Origin of the sequence: Micromonospora vulcania (genome assembly GCF_042658605.1) — a bacterium.
Taxonomy (GTDB): domain Bacteria; phylum Actinomycetota; class Actinomycetes; order Mycobacteriales; family Micromonosporaceae; genus Micromonospora; species Micromonospora vulcania.
On the sequence record NZ_JBHSQS010000003.1, the window covers coordinates 447,047 to 465,322 of the forward strand.

5 protein-coding genes are annotated in these 18,276 nt (G+C 75.0%); all 5 read left to right on the plus strand.

Annotated features, from left to right (window positions below):
* Positions 1 to 303 precede the first annotated feature (303 nt).
* From ACFQGL_RS06830 to ACFQGL_RS06850, 5 genes are read left to right on the plus strand one after another with little or no spacing between them, the layout of a single operon-like run.
* Positions 304 to 3,849: an AMP-binding protein gene (locus tag ACFQGL_RS06830; RefSeq protein ID WP_377507039.1), complete on the plus strand. Its 3,546-nt coding sequence runs from the start codon at positions 304 to 306 to the stop codon at positions 3,847 to 3,849.
* On the plus strand, positions 3,846 to 6,932 hold the full coding sequence (locus ACFQGL_RS06835; protein WP_377507042.1) for a thioesterase domain-containing protein: 3,087 nt from the start codon (positions 3,846 to 3,848) through the stop codon (positions 6,930 to 6,932). Before ACFQGL_RS06830 ends, ACFQGL_RS06835 begins: the two co-directional genes overlap by 4 nt.
* Entirely contained in the window at positions 6,929 to 9,241 is a 2,313-nt protein-coding gene (locus tag ACFQGL_RS06840) for a lantibiotic dehydratase (protein ID WP_377507045.1), read from the plus strand. The genes ACFQGL_RS06835 and ACFQGL_RS06840 overlap by 4 nt, the downstream gene beginning before the upstream one ends.
* Positions 9,238 to 12,759, plus strand: coding sequence for an amino acid adenylation domain-containing protein (locus ACFQGL_RS06845; protein ID WP_377507049.1), 3,522 nt, complete (start codon positions 9,238 to 9,240; stop codon positions 12,757 to 12,759). Before ACFQGL_RS06840 ends, ACFQGL_RS06845 begins: the two co-directional genes overlap by 4 nt.
* 14 nt (positions 12,760 to 12,773) lie before the next feature.
* Positions 12,774 to 18,260, plus strand: coding sequence for a type I polyketide synthase (locus ACFQGL_RS06850; RefSeq protein ID WP_377507052.1), 5,487 nt, complete (start codon positions 12,774 to 12,776; stop codon positions 18,258 to 18,260).
* The last annotated feature ends 16 nt before the right edge of the window (positions 18,261 to 18,276 follow it).

Consider the following 18,276-nt stretch of genomic DNA (forward strand, 5'->3'; position numbering starts at 1 on the left):
CGGATCTTGACAACAGGGAAATTCCACCTCGCAAGGAATTGATTGCTGCAAAAACCGTTGCCGATGGCCGTGTTAGGCGAAAATCCGCCGTTACGCCAGGGGGATGATCGGACGATGTTCGCCGTCCGTCGTCCGAGCCCTGAGTCGACCCTTCGGCTTGACTCTCGTCAATGATCTTTCCCGAAGCCCATCGAACCCTATGCTCCTTCCATTGTGAAGTCCTGGGGGGGATCATGATCACAATCGTCTATCACCGCGCGTATCGCGCGATCGTCTGTAGTGGATCAGCGTGCGCGTCCTGAGATGGCAACCTCGACGCTGATCCATCGCTTCGGCGATGCGGCCGCAGCTCGTCCCGACCGTCCCGCCGTGCTCGGCGACACCGGCCCACTCGACTACGCGGCCCTGGCCGCCCTGGCCGGCGGGCACGCCGACCTGCTGACCGTGGCCGGCGTCCGGCCCGGTGACCGGGTGGGACTGTTGACCACACACGGCGCCGGCACCATCGCCGCCATCCTCGGCACGCTCGCCGTTGGAGCCGCCTACGTGCCGCTCGACCCCGGCTTTCCGGAGCAGCGGCTACGCCACCTGCTCGACGGCGCCGACGTCACCGTGGTGCTCTTTGGCGGTGAGCACACCGAGCTGGCCGGACGACTCGCCGCGGACCGACCCGGCCTGCGGGTCGTCCCGGCCGTCGACGTGCGCCCGGCACCGCTGCGACCGGTGCCGGTGGACCCGGACGCCCTCGCGTACGTGCTGTTCACCTCGGGCTCCACCGGTCGGCCCAAGGCGGTCGGGCAGAGCCACCGCAACCTGATCCACGTGGTGGACAACCAGATCGCCACCCTCGACCTGCGGCCGGACGACCGACTCAGCCTGCTCGCCTCGTTCAGCTTCGACGCGGCCATCCCCGACCTGTACCCGGCGCTGCTCACCGGCGCCGCCGTCGTCCCCGTCGACCTGCGCCGCCACGGCCTGGCGTACGCCGCCGAGCAGTTGGCCCGCCACGGCGTCACCGTCTACCACTCGACCCCGACCGTCTTTCGGTACCTGTTGGACACTCCGGGCGTCGAACGGCTGGACCGGGTCCGGGTGGTGCTGCTCGGTGGCGAGCAGGCCAGCTACGCCGACGCCGCCCGTGCCCGGGGCCACTTCGCCCCGGGCTGCGTACTGGTCAACGGCTACGGGGCCACCGAGATGACCTTCGCCGCCCGGTACGCGCTGCCGCTGGGCGACGTCGACCCCACGGCCACCGGGCCGCTGCCGATCGGCACCGCCCTGCCCGGGTACGCGCTACGGCTGGCGCCGGACGGCGAGATCGTGGTGCGCAGCCGGCACCTCGCCCCCGGCTACCTGGACCAGCCCAGCGACCGGTTCGGCAGCGACCCCGACGGTGTGCCGGCGTACCGCACCGGCGACCTCGGTGAGCTGCTGCCCACCGGCGAGCTGCGCTGCCTCGGCCGGCTCGACCGACAGGTCAAGGTGCGCGGGTTCCGGGTCGAGTTGACCGAGATCGAGGCGCTGCTCGCCGTCGAGCCGGCCGTCGCCGAGGTCCGCGCCATCGTCCGCGCAGGCGAGCTGCTGGCGTACGTCCGGCCGGCCGCGTCGACGGTGGACACCGCCGGGCTGCGGGCCGCCCTGGCCCGGCACCTGCCCGAGTACGCGTTGCCCCGCGCGGTGGTGAGCGTCGACGAGTTCCCGCTGACCGTCAGCGGGAAGATCGACGAGCGGGCGCTGCCGGACCCGCCCCGGCCCGTGTCGGCGCAGGACCACCCGGCCACCGCGACCGAGCGGATCGTGCACGACATCTGGTGCGCGGTGCTCGGCCGGGACGAGGTCGGCCGTGACGACAGCTTCTTCGACGTCGGCGGGCAGTCCCTGCTGCTCGGCCAGGTGCAGCAGCGGCTGACCGAGCGGTTCGGCGTACGGCTGCCGATGTTGCGGCTCTTCGACCACCCGACGGTCGCCGCCCAGGCGCGGTTGGTCGACCCGCCGCCACCCGCCACCGCGCCGAGCACACCGGTGCCGGCCGCCGTCATCGCGGTGCCCCCGCCCGCCGTCACCGCGGCGCCCCCGCCCGCCGTCATCGCGGCGACCTCGCCGGCCGAGCCGGACGCCGTGCGCGAGTACACCGGCGACGAGATCGCCGTGGTCGGTCTCGCCGGCCGGTTCCCCGGGGCGCCCGACGTGGCCACGTTCTGGTGGAACCTGTGCGCCGGGGTGGACGCCATCCACGACCACAGCGACGAGGAGTTGGCCGAACTGGGCGTCGGCCCGGGGCTGCGCGCCGACCCCCGACACGTCAAGGCCACCGGCCGGCTCGACGGGGTCGCCGACTTCGACGCGGAGTTCTTCTCCTTCGGCGACCGTGAGGCGGCCCGCACCGACCCGCAGCACCGGCTGTTCCTGGAGACCGCGTGGGAGGCGCTGGAGGACGCCGGCCACGACCCGTCCCGGTTCCCCGGCCTGGTCGGCGTGTACGGCGCCACCTCGGTCAACCGCTACTTCCTGTTCCACCTGATGGACAACCCGGCCGTGGTGGGCGACGTCGACCCGGACGACTGGGAGGCCCGACTGATCGGCCGGCAGCTCACCGACCACCTGCCCGGCCAGGTCGCGTACCGGTTGGGGCTGACCGGGCCGGCGGTGGCCGTGCAGAGCGCCTGCTCCAGCTCGCTGGTCGCGGTCTGCCTCGCCGCGCAGAGCCTGGCCGACTACCAGTGCGACATCGCCCTGGCCGGCGGGGTGAGCGTGACCTGGCCCCGGCACCGGCACACGCCCGGCGGCCTGGCCTCGCCGGACGGTCGCTGCCGGGCCTTCGACGAGGGCGCCCAGGGTGCCGGCTTCGGCTCCGGCGTCGGCGTGGTGGCGCTGCGCCGACTGGCCGACGCGCAGGCCGACGGCGACCGCGTGCTCGCGATCCTGCCGGGCTGGGCGGTCACCAACGACGGCGCCGACCGGGCCGGCTATGCCGTCCCCGGGCCGGCCGGGCAGGCCGCCGCGGTGGCCGGCGCGCTCGCCGCCGCCGAGGTCGCCCCCGGCGAGGTCCGCTTCATCGAGGCGCACGGCAGCGGCACCCCGCTCGGCGACGCCATCGAGGTGGCCGCGCTGCACGAGGTGTACCAGGGCACCGCTCCCGCCGAGACCTGCGCGCTCGGCTCGGTGAAGACCACCATCGGCCACCTCGACGCCGCGGCCGGCATCGCCGGGCTGATCAAGGCCGTGCTCGCCGTACAGCACGGCGTCATCCCGCCGAACCTGCACTTCACCCGCCCGCACCCGGAGATCGACCTGGCCGCCGGCCCGTTCTACGTACCGACCAAGGTGCGGGACTGGCCGGACGCGCCGCGCCGGGTCGCCGGGGTCAGCTCGTTCGGCCTGGGCGGCACCAACGCGCACGTCGTGGTGGAGCAGCCACCCCCGGCCGTACCGCTCGACGTCGAGCCGGGCACCGCGCAGCTGTTGCCGGTCTCCGCGCGTACGCCGGTCGCGCTGCGCGCGGCTCTGACCCGGCTGCGTCGGCACCTGGCCGGCACCACCGCCCCCGCGCTCGCCGAGGTCGCCGCGACGCTGGCGCTGGGCCGGCGCGAGTTCGGCCACCGGGCCGCGGTGATCGCGACCGACGCCGCCAGCGCCGTCGCCGCACTGGACGAGCTGCTGACCACCGACGCCCGGGTGACCGGGCCGGCCGGTCCACTGCGTGAGCTGGCCGCCGGCTGGGTCGCCGGCCGGGAGCTGGACTGGACGGCCCTGTACCCGGCCGACGGCGTCCGACGTACCTCGCTGCCCACCTACCCCTTCCAGCGGCAGCGGTACTGGATCGACCCCCCTCAGAAAGGTGTGCGGTGACCTGGTTCCTCTCCGCCGGCAGCCGCGATCCGGCACCGGTGCAATTGTTCTGCCTGCCCTATGCCGGCGCGGGGGCGAGCGCGTTCCGCCACTTCCCGCGCCAGTTCGGCCCGGACGTCGAGGTGCTGCCCGTACAGCTGCCCGGCCGGGAGAACCGGATCGGCGAGGACGCCCGGTTCCAGGTCGCCGACGTGGCGCGGGCGATCGCCGGGCGGGCCGACCGGCCGTACGCCATCTACGGCCACTCGATGGGCGGCCGGGTCGGCTTCGAGGTGGTTCGTGAGCTGCGCCGGGCGGGGCTGCCGCTGCCGCTGCGGCTCTACGTCGGCGGCGCCCGCGCGCCGCACGTCACCGCGCCGAGCGTGTTCGACGGGCTGTCGACGGTCAACGACGACGAGTTGCTGCGCCGGCTGCGCGTCGGCGGCGGGTTGCCGGCCGAGGTGCTGGAACACCCCGAACTGGTCGAGCTGCTGCTGCCGCTGCTGCGCGCCGACTTCGAGCGGGTGGACGGCTACCGGTACCGGCCCGAGGAGCCGCTGCCGGTGCCGATCGTGGCGTTCAGCGGTCGGCGCGACCAGGCGGTGACCCGCGAGCACAGCGCCGCCTGGCGGGAGCACACCGCCGCCGGCTTCACCCTGCACGAGATCGACGGCGGACACTTCTTCCTGCACGACGCGCTGGCCGACCTGGCCGCCGTCATCCGCGCCGACCTGAACGCCGCACGGGCCGCCGCCCTCGACGCCGATCTCGTCGAGTCGGCCACCCCCGGCGGGCACCGGGTGCCACTGGGCGACACCGGCTGGTCGGTGTGGCGCGACGCCATCCTGCGCAGCACGGGCTTTCCGGCCGACGGGTTGACCATGCTGTCCGCCCCGCACGCCGCCGCCGCGGCCGACGAGTTGCTCGCCACCGGCACCGGTGCCGAGCTGTTCGACAAGGAGTTCGCCGAGGCGATGGCCACCAGCGGCCGGCGGCTCACCGAGCTGGCCGCCGACCCGCTGCTGCGCGAGGCGGTCACCTGGCAGAACCGGGGGGCACTGGTCGCCCTGGACGGGCTGGTGAACGGTGGCCCGGACGCACCCCGCAACGTCCGCCGCCGGGACCGGGAACGCGCCCTGCTCAAGTACTGGCAGCGGTACTGCGGAAAGAACGAGACCGTCGGCTTCTTCGGCCCGAGCTGCTGGGTCACCATCGACCCGGAGCTGCCGGTCGCCGCCGAGGTGCGGGCGGGCGCGGCCCTGACCCGCCGCCGCTGGGTGTGGTTCGAGTCGTGGGCGCTGACCGCGTACGCGCGGCGGATCGGTACCGACCTGGCCGTGCGCGCCTGGTGGCCGCCCCGGCTCGCCCCGCAGCTGAGCCTCGCCGGCCGGGAGGTACACCGGCCGGGCCGACCGCCGGTGCCGCTGTCCCCGGTCGAGGCGGCGCTGCTGGCCGCCGCCGCCGACGGCCGCCCGGCCCGCGACCTGGTCGGCGACCCGGCCATCGGACTGCGTCGGCCGGAGGACGGGTACGCGCTGCTCGACCGGCTGGTGGAGCGGGAGCTGATCACCTGGGACGCCGCGCTGCCGGTGAGCCCGGACGCCGAGGAGGTCCTGCGGCAGCGGATCGCGGAGATCGGTGACGCCGAAGCCCGGATCGCCGCCCGGACCGGCTTCGATCGGTTGTGCGCCGGCCGGGACGCGGTGGCCACCGCCGCCGGCGACCCGGACCGTCTGCGTGTCGCGCTGGACGCGCTCGACGAGACGTTCACCGACCTGACCGGGCAGCCGGCGCAGCGCCGAGCCGGACAGATGTACGCCGGCCGGACGCTCTGCTACGAGGACAGCAGCCGGGACCTGGACGTGGTCGTCGGCGCACCGCTGCTGAACGACATCGCCGCGCCGCTGGCCGTGCTGCTGCGGGCCGCCCGCTGGCTCGCCGGCGCGCTGGAGCAGGCGTACGGGGCGGTGTTCCGCGAGTTGTACGACGAGTTGCGGGCCGACGCCGGTGACGCGCCGGTGGCCCTGTCCGACCTGTGGTTCCTGGTACAGGGCCTCTTCTGGGGCAGCGGGCCACGCCCGGTCGACGCGGTGGCGGCCGAGTTCGCCGCCCGCTGGGCCGGGCTGTTCGGGCTGGCCGAGCAGCCGCCCGGCAGCACCGACGTACGACTGAACGTGGCCGACCTGGCGGCCCGGGTCGACGAGGTCTTCCCGGCCGTCCGCTCGGACTGGTCCAACGCCCGACTGCACAGCCCCGACCTGCAGATCTGCGCGGCCGACGCCGCCGCGCTGGCCCGGGGTGACTACACCGTGGTGCTCGGCGAGCTGCACGCCGCCTGGCCGTCGTTCGACTGTCAGGTGTTCACCCCCGCGCACCCGGACGTGGAGCGGCTGCGTGCCGCGCTGGCGGCCGACCTCGGCCCGCGCCGGATCCGGCTGCTCTTTCCCAACGACTGGCCCCGGCGCACCAGCCGGGTGGCCGAGGCGCTGATCGGCCCGACCGATCGGCAGTTGGCCTTCGCGCCGGCCACCAACCCCGAGCCGGCCCGGGTGCTGCCCACCGTGGCGCTGACCGTGCGGGACGAGGACGGCCGGCTCATGGTCAGCGCCGCCGACGGGCAGCAGTGGTCGCTGACCGAGGTGTGTGCCGGTCTGCTCAGCGCGCACGCCGTGGACGGGTTCAAGCTGGTCGCCGCCGCGCCGTACACACCACGGATCACGCTGGACCGGCTGGTGGTGGCGCGGCAGACCTGGCGTACCACCGTCGGCGCGTGCGGTCTCGGCACGGTGACCGGGGAGCGGGCGCGGTTCCTGGCACTGCGCGACTGGCGGCGTCGGCTGGGCCTGCCCGAGCAGGTGTACGTCAAGCTCGGCACCGAGACGAAGCCGTGCTTCGTCGACCTGAGCAGCCCCGCCTTCGCCAACATGTTCTGCGCCATGGTGCGGGCGGCCGGTCGGGACGGCGGCGACGACACGACCGTGGTGGTCAGCGAGATGCTGCCCACCCCGGCGGACGCCTGGGTGCCCGACGCGGCGGGCCGGCGCTACTTCAGCGAGCTGCGACTGCACATCGTGGACACCGACGAACCGGAGCCGGTCCGATGAATCACCTGTTACCCCTCGGCTCGACCGGCTGGTCGGTGTGGCGCGACGTGGTGCTGCGTACCGCCGGTTTCCCGGCCGACGGGCTGGCCGCCTTCGCCGCCCCGGACGCCGCCGCCGCCGCGGACGCGCTGCTGGCCGGCGCGGACACCGCCGCCGAGCTGTTCGAGAAGGTGTTCGCGGAGGCGCTCGCCGACGCCTCGGCGACCGCCGGTCAGATCGCCGCGGACCCGCTGCTGCGCGAGGCGGTCACCTGGCAGAACCCGGCCATGTTGACGGCCCTGGACGGGCTGCTGCGTACCGACCCGACGGTACGTAACCACTGGCGGCGCCGGCGCGAGCTGAGCCTGCTGCGCTACTGGCAGCGCTACTGCGGGAAGGCCGAGACGATCGGCTTCTTCGGCCCGGTCTGCTGGGGCGTCCTGGACCCCACCGACGAGGCGACCCGGCTGCACCCGGGACCGACGCTGCTGTCCAGCCGGGAGGTGCACTTCGAGGCGTGGGCGCTGATCGCGTACGCCGATCGGCTCGCCGACGACCTCGACGTACGCCGCTGGTGGGCGCCGGCGCTGGCGCCGCACCTGAGTGTGGCGGGCCGGCGACTGCACCGGCCGCTGCACCCGCCGGTGGAGCTGTCCGCGCTGGAGGCGCGGCTGCTGGCCGGCTGCGACGGGCGCACCTCGGCCGTCCAACTGGTCGAGGCGACCCTCGCCGACGCGGACACCGGCCTGCGCTCGGCCGCCGACGCGTACCTCCTGCTCGACCGGCTGGTCGAGCGTGGCCTGCTGACCTGGGACGCCGGCCTGCCGATCAGCCCCCGGGCCGAGCAGGTGCTGCGGGAGCGGCTGGCCGCGATCGGGGCCGGTGAGCTGCGCGCCGAGGTGACCGCCGGCTTCGACCGGCTCTGCGCGGCCCGCGACGAGGTCGCCGCGGCGGCCGGCGACCCGGACCGGTTGGGTACCGCGCTGGAGGCGCTGAACGCCGAGTTCACCGCGGTCACCGGCCGGCCCGCCACCCGGCAGGCCGGTCAGATGTACGTCGGCCGCACGGTGGTCTACGAGGAGACGGCCCGCGACCTCACGTACACCGTGGGCGCGACGGTGCTCGACGCCCTCGCCGCGCCGCTGGCCGTGCTGTTGCAGGCCGCCCGGTGGCTGACCGCCGAGATCGGCGCGGCCTGCGAACGGCTCCTCGCCGAGCTGTACGAGGAACTGCGTGCGGACGGGCCGGTGCGGCTGGCCGACGTCTGGTCGCTGGCGCAGGGGCTGCTGCTCGCCCCGGACGGGCCACTGGCCGCCGCCGGAGCCGGCTTCACGGCCCGCTGGGCGGAGCTGTTCGACCTGGCCGCGCTGCCAGCCGGCCAGACCGAGCTGCGGCTGAGCAGCGCGGAGCTGACCGAGCGGGTCCGGCGGGTGTTCCCGGCCGACGCTCCGGGTTGGCCGTCGGCCCGGATCCACAGCCCGGACGTGCAGATCAGCGCCGTCGACCTGGCCGCGCTCAACCGGGGAGAGTTCCTGCTGGTGCTCGGCGAGCTGCACCCGGCACACGTCCCCTTCGACAGCGCGGTCTTCGCGCCGTTCCACCCGGACCAGGCGGCGCTGCGGGCGGGTCTGGACGCCGAGCTCGGGCCGGCCCGGGTCCGGGTGCTCTATCCCGAGGGCTTCCCCCGGGTCACCACCCGCACCACGTACGGGCTGACCAGCCCGGCCGACCGGCAGCTCGGCATCGACACCGCCCGGGGGGCCGAGATCGACCGGCTGGTGCCGGCGACCGAGGTACGGGTGGTGCCGGCCGGCGACCGGCTCGCGGCGGTGCTGCCCGACGGCAGCCGGTGGCCGCTCATGGAGGTCTTCGCCAACCTGCTCGGCTCGCTGTTGCTGGACAGCTTCAAGCTGCTCGATCCGGCGCCGCACACGCCCCGGATCACCATCGACCGGCTGGTGGTGGCCCGGGAGACCTGGCGGATGACGGTCGGGGACAGCGGCCTGGCCGGGCTGAAGAAGGAGGCGGACCGGTTCCTCGCGGTGCGCCGGTGGCGGGCGCGGCTCGGCCTGCCGGAGCGGGTGTTCGTGAAACTCGGCACCGAGGTCAAACCCTGCTACGTGGACCTGACCGGCCCGCTCTACGCCCAGTCGCTCTGCGCCATGGTCGACGCCGCCGCCCGGACCGGGCCGGACGTTCCGATCGTGGTCAGCGAGCTGCTGCCGACACCGAGCGACAGCTGGGTCACCGACGCGTCCGGCCGCGGCTACGTCAGCGAGCTGCGCCTGCAAGTCACCGATCCGAGCAGCTACCCCGGGGGGAACGGGTGACCGACATCCTGGCCATCAGCGGCGTACGGGGCGAGGCACTGCCCTGGCCGGACGCGACGATCGCCGAACTGGTGGCCGCGCAGGCCGCCCGCACGCCGGACGCGGTGGCGGTGCGGCAGTGGGACAGCCGACTCAGCTACGCCGAGCTGCTGGGCCGTGCCGCCGGGGTGGCCGCCGCGCTGCGCGAGCGGGGCGTCGGTCGGCAGACCCGGGTGGGCGTGTGTGGCGCCCGGCGACCCGAGCTGGTCGCCACCGTGTTGGGGGTGTTGCTGGCCGGCGGCTGCTATGTGCCGCTGGAGCCGGGGGGCCCGCGTCGGCGGTTGCGCGGGATCGCCGCCGACGCGGGCGTGTCCCTGGTGGTCGGCGACGCGGCCGAGGCGGAGTTCGGCGACGCGCCCGGCGTCGAGGCGATCGCGCTGCCCGGCCCGGCCCCGCTGGCACCCTGCCCGGCCCGCCCGGGTGACCCGGCGTACGTGCTGTTCACCTCGGGCTCGACCGGCCGACCCAAGGGCGTGCTGACCAGCCACCGCAACGTGGTCGAGTTCGTCACCGGCGTGGTCGCGCTCAGCGGCGCCGGCGCCGACGTACGCAGCCTCGGCATCGCCTCGCTCGGCTTCGACGCGGCCACCATGGACCTGTTCGTGCCGCTGCTGCTCGGTGGCACGGTGGAACTGCTCGGCGCCGAGGACCGCGCCGACCCGGTCCGGCTGGCCCGGTTCATCGCCGCGCACGAGGTCAACTGGGGCTTCATCACGCCCACCGTGCTGGCCATGCTGGACCCGGCCGAGCTTCCCGGCTGGCGTACGGTGCTCTGCGGCGGCGAGGCGGTGCCGGCCGCGCTGGCCGCCCGGTGGGCGCCCGGCCGCCGCTTCCTCAACGGATACGGACCCACCGAGACGACGGTGCTGGCGGTCAGTGGCCCGTTGAGCGCCACCGAGACCGACCCGGTGCCGATCGGCCGGCCGCTGCCCAACCACCGGGCGTACGTGGTGGACGCGGCACTGGACCCGGTGCTGCCGGGGGAGACCGGTGAGCTGCTGATCGGCGGGCCCGGTCTGGCCGACGGCTACCTGGGCCGGCCGGCGTTGACCGCCGAGCGCTTCGTCCCGGACCCGTTCTCCGGGCTGCCCGGCGAGCGGCTGTACCGCACCGGCGACCTGGTCCGGCAGGACCCGGACGGGCGGATCGTCTATCTCGGCCGCGCCGACCGCCAGGTCAAGATCCGGGGGCAGCGCATCGAGCTGGGCGAGGTGGAGGCGGTACTGGCCGACCTGCCCGGGGTCACCGGGGTCGCGGTCGAGGCGCTGCCCGGCCCGGCCGGTGTCGAGCTGGTCGCGTTCCTCACCCCGACCGACGCGCCGGACGACGCCCAGCTGCGGTCGTACGCCGGCAGTCGACTGACCACGGCGATGCTGCCGGCCCGGGTGCTGCGCCTCGCCGCGCTGCCGGTCAGCCCGGTCAGCGGCAAGCTGGACCGGTCGGCGTTGCGTGCGCTGGCCACGGCGGCCCGCGGCACCGCACCCGCCGACACCGCGACGGACGCACCCGGCGGGTCGGTGGCGGCGGCGGTGGCCGACATCTGGACCCGGCTGCTCGGCGCGGCACCCGAGCCGGCGACCGACTTCCTCGCCGCCGGCGGCAACTCCATCGCGGCGATGCGGCTGGTCGCCGCGCTGCGCGCCGAGCTGGGCCGGCAGGTCGACACCCGCGAGGTGTTCACCGAGCGCACCTTCGGTCGGCTGGCCGAGCGGGTGGCCGCCGCGCCGGCCGGCGACGACGGGCTGCGCACCGGCAACCCGCCCACCCTCTCCCCGCCGCAGCGCCGGCTGTGGTTCGTCGACCAGCTCGCGCCGTCCAGCGCGCCGTACAACATCGCGGTGGCGCACCGGCTGCACGGCCCACTGGACGTCGCCGCCCTCGGCCTGGCGCTGCGGGCCGTCGCCGAGCGGCACGACGTGCTGCGCTGGCGGATCCCGCAGACCGCGGGCGTGCCGTACGCGGTCTGCGCCGAGCCGACCGACGTTGCGGTGCCGGTGGTCGACCTGACCGACAGCGCCGACCAGGCACCGGAGCTGGCCCGGATGCTCGCCGCCGGTGCCGCGCACCCCTTCGACCTGGCCACCGGGCCGCCCTGGCAGGTGACCGTCTACCGGCTCGGTCCGGCCGAGCACGTGCTGGCCGCCACCTGGCACCACGCGGTCTTCGACGGCTGGTCCGAGCGGGTCTGCTACGACGACCTGGCGGCCGGCTACGCCCAGGCGGTGACCGGCCAGCCGCCGACGCTGCCGGAGCTACCCGCCCGGTACGCCGACTACGCGGTGTGGCGGGCCGACCGGGACCGGCTGCGGGGTGACACCGACCTGGCCTGGTGGAGCGGGCACCTGGACGGCGTACCGACCGTGCTGGACCTGCCCCGGGACCGGCCCCGGCCGGCGGTGCAGACGTACGCCGGCGCGGAGGCGACCGTCCGGCTCTCCGCCGAGGCCGACCGCGCGGTCCGCGAGTTGGCCGAGCGGCGGGGCACCACGGTGGCGGCGGTGCTGCTGGCCGCCTTCGGTGAGCTGATCGCACGGCTCACCGGCGGCGACGACCACGTGCTCGGCGCGATCGTCGCCGACCGGCGGCTGGCCGCCTTCGACGACGTGATCGGCTTCTTCATCGACACCGTGCCGGTACGGGTCCGCACCGGCGGGGCGAGCTTCGCCGAGCTGGTCGACCGGTGCGCCGGAGAGCTGCACGAGGCCACCGCCCATCCGGGGGCGCCGCTGGAGCGCATCGTGGAGGCGCTCGGCGTCGGGCGGGACACCGCCCGCGCGCCGCTGGTGCAGGTGCTGTTCAACGTGCTCAACTTCGCGCCGCCCCGGCTGACGTTGACCGGGCTGACCGCCGAGCCGGTGCCGGTGCCCAAGCCGGGGTCACCGTTCGACATCACCGTCTACGTGGTGCAGCACGCCGGACGCGTCGGCGTCGAGGTGGTCTACAACCCGGACCTGTTCGACGCCGCGCGCATCGACGACCTGCTCGCCGACCTGGCCGAGCTGGTGGGCGCGCTGGCCGCCGCGCCGGACACGTCGGCCCGCGAGGTGGCCGCCGCGCTGCCCCGGCCCACGGTGCGGGTGCCGCAGCTCGGCGCGATGACGGTCGCCGGCGGCGACCCGACCGGCCCTCCGGCGGGGTTGGTGCCCGCCGGCCCGGACGGGCTCACCGAGACCGAGGAGCTGATCGCCGGCATCTGGCGGGAGGTGCTGGAGCGCGACCGGGTCGGGGTGACCGACAACTTCTTCGACATCGGCGGGCACTCGCTGGCGCTCGCCGCCGTGCACGCCCGGCTGACCTCGGCCACCGGCCGCTCCATCCGGATGCTCGACCTGTTCCGGCACCCCACCATCCGGGCGCTCGCCGCCAGCCTCGATGGCGCCGCCGACCGGCCGGAGCTGGCCCGAGCGGCCCTGCGGGCCGCCGCCCGCCGCAGTCGTACCCGCCGTAACCCACCTCGCCGCCCCGGCGGCACCGCGTGACGAAGGACAGTCTGATGAGCAACCCGATCGCAGCCGACCTGCCCGACGACGCCACCGACCTGCTCGACGAGGGCATCGAACCGATCGCGATCGTCGGCCTGGCCGCGCGCCTGCCCGGCGCGGCCGACGTGCACGAGTTCTGGCGCAACCTGGTCGACGGGGTGGAGTCGGTCACCGAGCTGACCCGGGAGGAGCAGTTGGCCCGGGGCGCGACCGTCGAGGAGGTCGACGACCCGGGCTGGGTGAACCGCGCCCCGCTGGTCGACGGCTACGACGAGTTCGACGCCACGCTGTTCGGGATGACCGCCCGGGAGACCGAGCTGACCGACCCGCAGCACCGGCTGTTCCTGGAGACCTGCCACACCGCGCTGGAGGACGCCGGTTACGACCCGGCCCGCTACGACGGCGCGATCGGTGTGTACGCCGGCACCGGCGGCAACACGTACCTGCACCGCAACGTGCTGCGCAACCGGCGGGTCGGCGGCAGCCCGCACGGCGCGGTCTCCATCGCCACCGGCAACTCGCCGAACTACGTGGCCACCAACGTGTCGTACCGGCTGGACCTGCGCGGGCCGAGCTTGACCGTGCACACCGCCTGCTCCACCTCGCTGGTCGCGTTCCACCTGGCCTGCGAGGCGCTGCGCAACGCCGAGTGCGACATGGCGCTCGCCGGTGGCGTCAACATCGAGCTGCCGCACGTCGGCTACCTGGGCATGGAGGGCTTCACCTCCCCCGATGGCCGGTGCCGGCCGTTCGACGCCGACGCCAACGGCACGGTGTGGGGCAGCGGCGTCGGGGTGACTCTGCTCAAGCGGCTCTCCGACGCGATCGCCGACGGGGACGCGATCCGTGCCGTGGTGCTCGGCAACGCGATCAACAACGACGGCGCCGGCAAGGTCGGCTTCACCGCGCCCAGCATCGACGGGCAGGTGGGGGCGATCGCCCAGGCCGTGGCGATGGCCGACATCGACCCGCGCACCATCAGCTATGTCGAGGCGCACGGCACCGGCACCGCGATGGGCGACCCGATCGAGGTGGCCGCTCTCTCCGCGGTCTACACCAAGGACACCGACGACCGGGGGTGGTGCGGCATCGGCTCGGTGAAGTCGAACATCGGCCACCTCAGCCAGCCCTCCGGCATCGTCAGCGTGATCAAGACGGTGCTCGCCATGGAGCACGGGTTGATCCCGCCGACCATCAACTTCGAGACGGCGAACCCGGCCGTCGAGTTCGCCGACACCCCGTTCTACGTGGCGAACACCCTCACCAAGTGGGACGCCGAGGGCGGGCCGCGTCGGGCCGGGGTCAGCTCGTTCGGCATCGGCGGCACCAACGCCCACGTGGTGCTGCAGGAGGCGCCGGCCGCGTACCGCACCGAGCGGCGGACGCCGCCCGCGCACCTGCTCCAGCTCAGTGCCGCCACCCCGAGCGCCCTGGACGCGGCGGTGCAGCGTCTCGCGGACCACCTGGACGGCACCGCCGACGCCAGTCCGGCCTACCTGGGCGACGTCGCGCACACCCTGCTGGTCGGCCGCCGTCCGCACCCGTACCGCCGAGTCGTGGTCGCCACCGACCTGCCCACGGCGGTCACGGCCCTGCGCGATCCCAAGCGCGCGCAACGCGGGCCGCAACCATCGACCGACCGTCCAGCCCCGACCGTGGCATTCCTGTTCTCGGGTCAGGGCTCCCAGTACGCCGGGATGGGCGCGCAGCTCTACGCCGAGCAGCCGCACTTCGCGGCGGCCGTCGACGAGTGCGCCGAACTGCTCCGCCCCGAACTGGGCCTGGACCTGCGTGACCTGATCTTCGGTCGGGATCCGGAGGCGGGGGAGAAGCTCACCGAGACCCGCTACACCCAGCCGGCGTTGTTCACCGTCGAGTACGCCCTGGCCGCGCTCTGGCAGGCCGCCGGAGTCAAGCCGGCCGCGATGATCGGCCACTCCATCGGCGAGTACGTGGCGGCCACCGTGGCCGGGGTGCTGAGCCTGCCGGACGCCGTACGGGTGGTCGCCGCCCGGGGCCGGCTGATGCAGTCACTGCCCGCCGGCTCGATGCTCGCCGTCGCGTTGGACGAGTCGGTGGTCGCCGGAATGCTGCCCGAGGGGCTCTCGGTGGCCACGGTCAACGGCCCCGGCACCTGTGTGGTGGCCGGTGAGACCGCCGACGTCGAGGCGTTCGCCGCGACGCTGAAGGGCAAGTCCAAGGCTCTGCGCACCTCACACGCATTCCACTCGCCGATGATGGAACCGATTCTCGCCGAGTTCACCGCGTTGATGGCCACGGTGCCGCTGCGCCCGCCGACGGTGCCGTTCCTGTCCAACGTCACCGGCACCTGGATCACCGCCGAGCAGGCCACCGACCCGGCGTATTGGGCGGCGCACCTGCGCCGGCCGGTCCGCTTCGGTGACTGCGTGGCGACCCTGCTGGCGGCCGGCACCTGGCAGCTCGTCGAGTGCGGCCCCGGCCGCCAGTTGGCCAGCCTGGCCCGGATGCAGGTCGCCAAGGGCACGCCGGAGCAGCGCGCGCTCACCCCGCTGGGCAGCCTGCCCGCCGCCGGGGAGAACACCGGCGACCTGGCCACGCTGCTCGGCACCGTCGGCGCGCTGTGGTGCGCCGGCCTGCCGGTGGGCCTCGACGTCGACTCGGCGGCCCGACGGGTGCCACTGCCCACGTACCCCTTCGAGCGTCGCCGCTACTGGATCGAGCCGGACCCGGAGCAGCAGGCGGTCGCCGCGCCGGTGGAGACCGGGCCGCGGCCGCTGCCCGAGTGGTTCGCGGTTCCGGTCTGGCGGCAGGCCGCGCCGTCGCCGGCGACCGGGCCGCTGGGCCGCTGCCTGGTGTTGACCGCGGGTCCGCGCGGCGAGGCGCTGGTCGCCGGCCTGCGGGCCGTCGGCGCAGATCCGGTGGTGGTACGCCCCGGCGACGCCTTCGTCGCCACCGCGGACGGCTACCTGCTGCGCCCCGGTGAGCGGGCGGACCACGACGCCCTGGTCGCCGCGCTCACCGCCGACGGTGGGCTGCCGACGCGGCTGCTGCACGCGTTCACCCTGGACGGCGCCCCGACCGGCACCGACATCGCGGCCACCTGGGCCGCCCAGGAGCTGGGTTTCTTCAGCGCCCTGCACCTGGTGCAGGCGCTCGCCGGTGCCGGCCTGACCGGCGAGGAGGGCGACCTCTCGTTGGATCTGGTCACCGCCGGCACCGGGGACGTACGGGGCGACGACCTGTGCCGCCCGGAGCACGCCACCCTCGCCGGGTTGGCCCGGGTACTGCCCGCCGAGCTGCCCGGGCTCGCCGTCCGGCTGATCGACGCGGACCCGACCGACGACACCGCCGACGCGCTGGTGGCCGAGCTGCGCCGCGCCCGGGAGCCCGAGGTGGCGCTGCGCGGTGGGCGCCGCTGGGTGGCCGACGTCGAGCAGGTGACGATCGACGCCGAGGGCGAGCCGGGCGCGTTGCGCGACGGTGGCCGGTACGTGATCACCGGTGGTCTCGGCGGCATCGGCATCACCCTGGCCGAGGACTTCGCCACCCGGGCCCGGGCGAAGCTCGTACTGCTGGCCCGGTCCGGGCTGCCCGAGCGCGAGCGGTGGGACGACCACCTCGCCGTGCACGGTGACGACCGGGCCGGCCGCGCCATCGCGGCGATCCGCCGGATGGAGGCCGCCGGCGCCGAGGTGCTGGTGCTCGCCGCCGACGTCACCGACCCGGCCGACCTGCGGCGGGTCCTCGACGCCGCGCAGGCCGCGTACGGCGGCATCGACGGCATCGTGCACGCGGCCGGGCTGCCCGGCGGCGGGATGGCGGAGGTCAAGGAGCGGGCCGAGGCCGAGCGGGTCCTGGCCCCGAAGCTCGCCGGCACGCTCGCCCTCGCCCAGGTCTTCGGTGACCTGCCGCTCGACTTCGTGGTGCTCTGCTCGTCCATCACCGCGGTGGTGGGCGGCTTCGGGCAGGTCGACTACTGCGCCGCCAACGCGTTCCTCGACGCGCACGCCCGCTCCGGGGCGGACTGGCGTGCGCCGGTGCTGTCGCAGAACTGGGGCGGCTGGGCCGAGGTGGGCATGGCGGTGGAGACCGCCGCGCCGACCGGGTTCCGGGCGGCTGGCCGGGACACCGTGACCAGCGCGGTCGACCACCCGGTGCTCACCACGAAGGTCACCGGGCCGGCCGAGACCGTGCTGCACGGCCTGGTCTCCGCGAGTACCCACTGGCTGCTCGACGAGCACCGGATCGGTGGTGTGCCGGTCGTTCCGGGCACGGCCCACCTGGAGTCGGTGCGGGCCGCGGTGACCGCCGCGCTGCCGGCGCCGGCACCGGGCGCGGCCGTGGAGCTGCGTGACGTGGTCTTCCTGGAGCCGTTCGCGGTGCCCGACGGCACCGTCGCCCAGTACCGGGTGGAGCTGACGCCGGCCGACGACGGCGGCACCGACTTCGCCGTGCGGAGCCTGGCCGGCGGTCGGCTGCGGACCCACGTGCGTGGTGCGGCCGGTTGGACCGACGAGCCGGCCCCGTCGGCCAGCCCGTCCGTCCCGACCGGTCGGCGGGTCGACGACGACGCCTCGTTCGGTCGGGGTCGGACCAGCATGCTCACCTTCGGGCCGCGGTGGGCCGCGCTGGGCGAGCACCACCTGGCCGATGGTGTCGAGGTGGCGGTCGTCGAGGCTCCCGCGGCGGCGTCCGGTGACCTGTCCGCCTGGGGTCTGCACCCGGCGCTGCTGGACGTGGCGACCGCGTTCGGCCGGGGCCAGGGCAGCGGCACCTACCTGCCGCTGTCGTACGGCCGGATCGTGGTGCGCGGGTCGCTGCCGGCCCGGTTCACCAGCGAGTTGCGGCACCGCGCCGGTGGCACCGACGAGGTGGTCACCGCCGACCTGTCGCTGCGCGACCCGGATGGGCGGGAGCTGGTCGCGATCAGCGACTTCGTGCTGCGCCGGGTCGACCAGAGCGCGGTCACCGGCGGCCTCACCGAGGCGTCCACCTCGGACGCGGCGCCGGTGGCGTCGACCGAGGACATCCGGCCGGTGGACGGGGCCGAGGCGTTCCGCCGCAGCCTCACCGCCGGCCTCGGCGCCCAGGTGGTCATCGCCACCCGCACGGTGGACGACATCCGGAACCGCGCCGGTCGGGTCACCACCGACAACCTCGCCGACGACGAAGCCGTCACCGGCCCGACCTCTTCCGGTCTCGCCGCGAGCAGCGCCGCACCGGGCACCGAGCTGGAGATCACCATCGCCCGGGTCTGGCAGGACGGGCTCGGGGTGGCCGAGGTCGGCGTCGACGACGACTTCTTCGCCCTGGGCGGCAACTCCCTGGTCGCGGTGCAGTTGATCGCCGCGATGCGCAGGGCGACCGGGGTGAAGCTGCCGATGCGCAGCCTCTTCGAGACTCCCACCGTGGCCGGACTGGCCGCCCGGATCGAGGAGCTGCGCGCCGCGGCCCCGACCGACGAGCCGGCCGCGCCGGCATCCATCCCCACCATCCCGCGACTGCCCCGCGCGTGACGAGAAATCCGGAGTA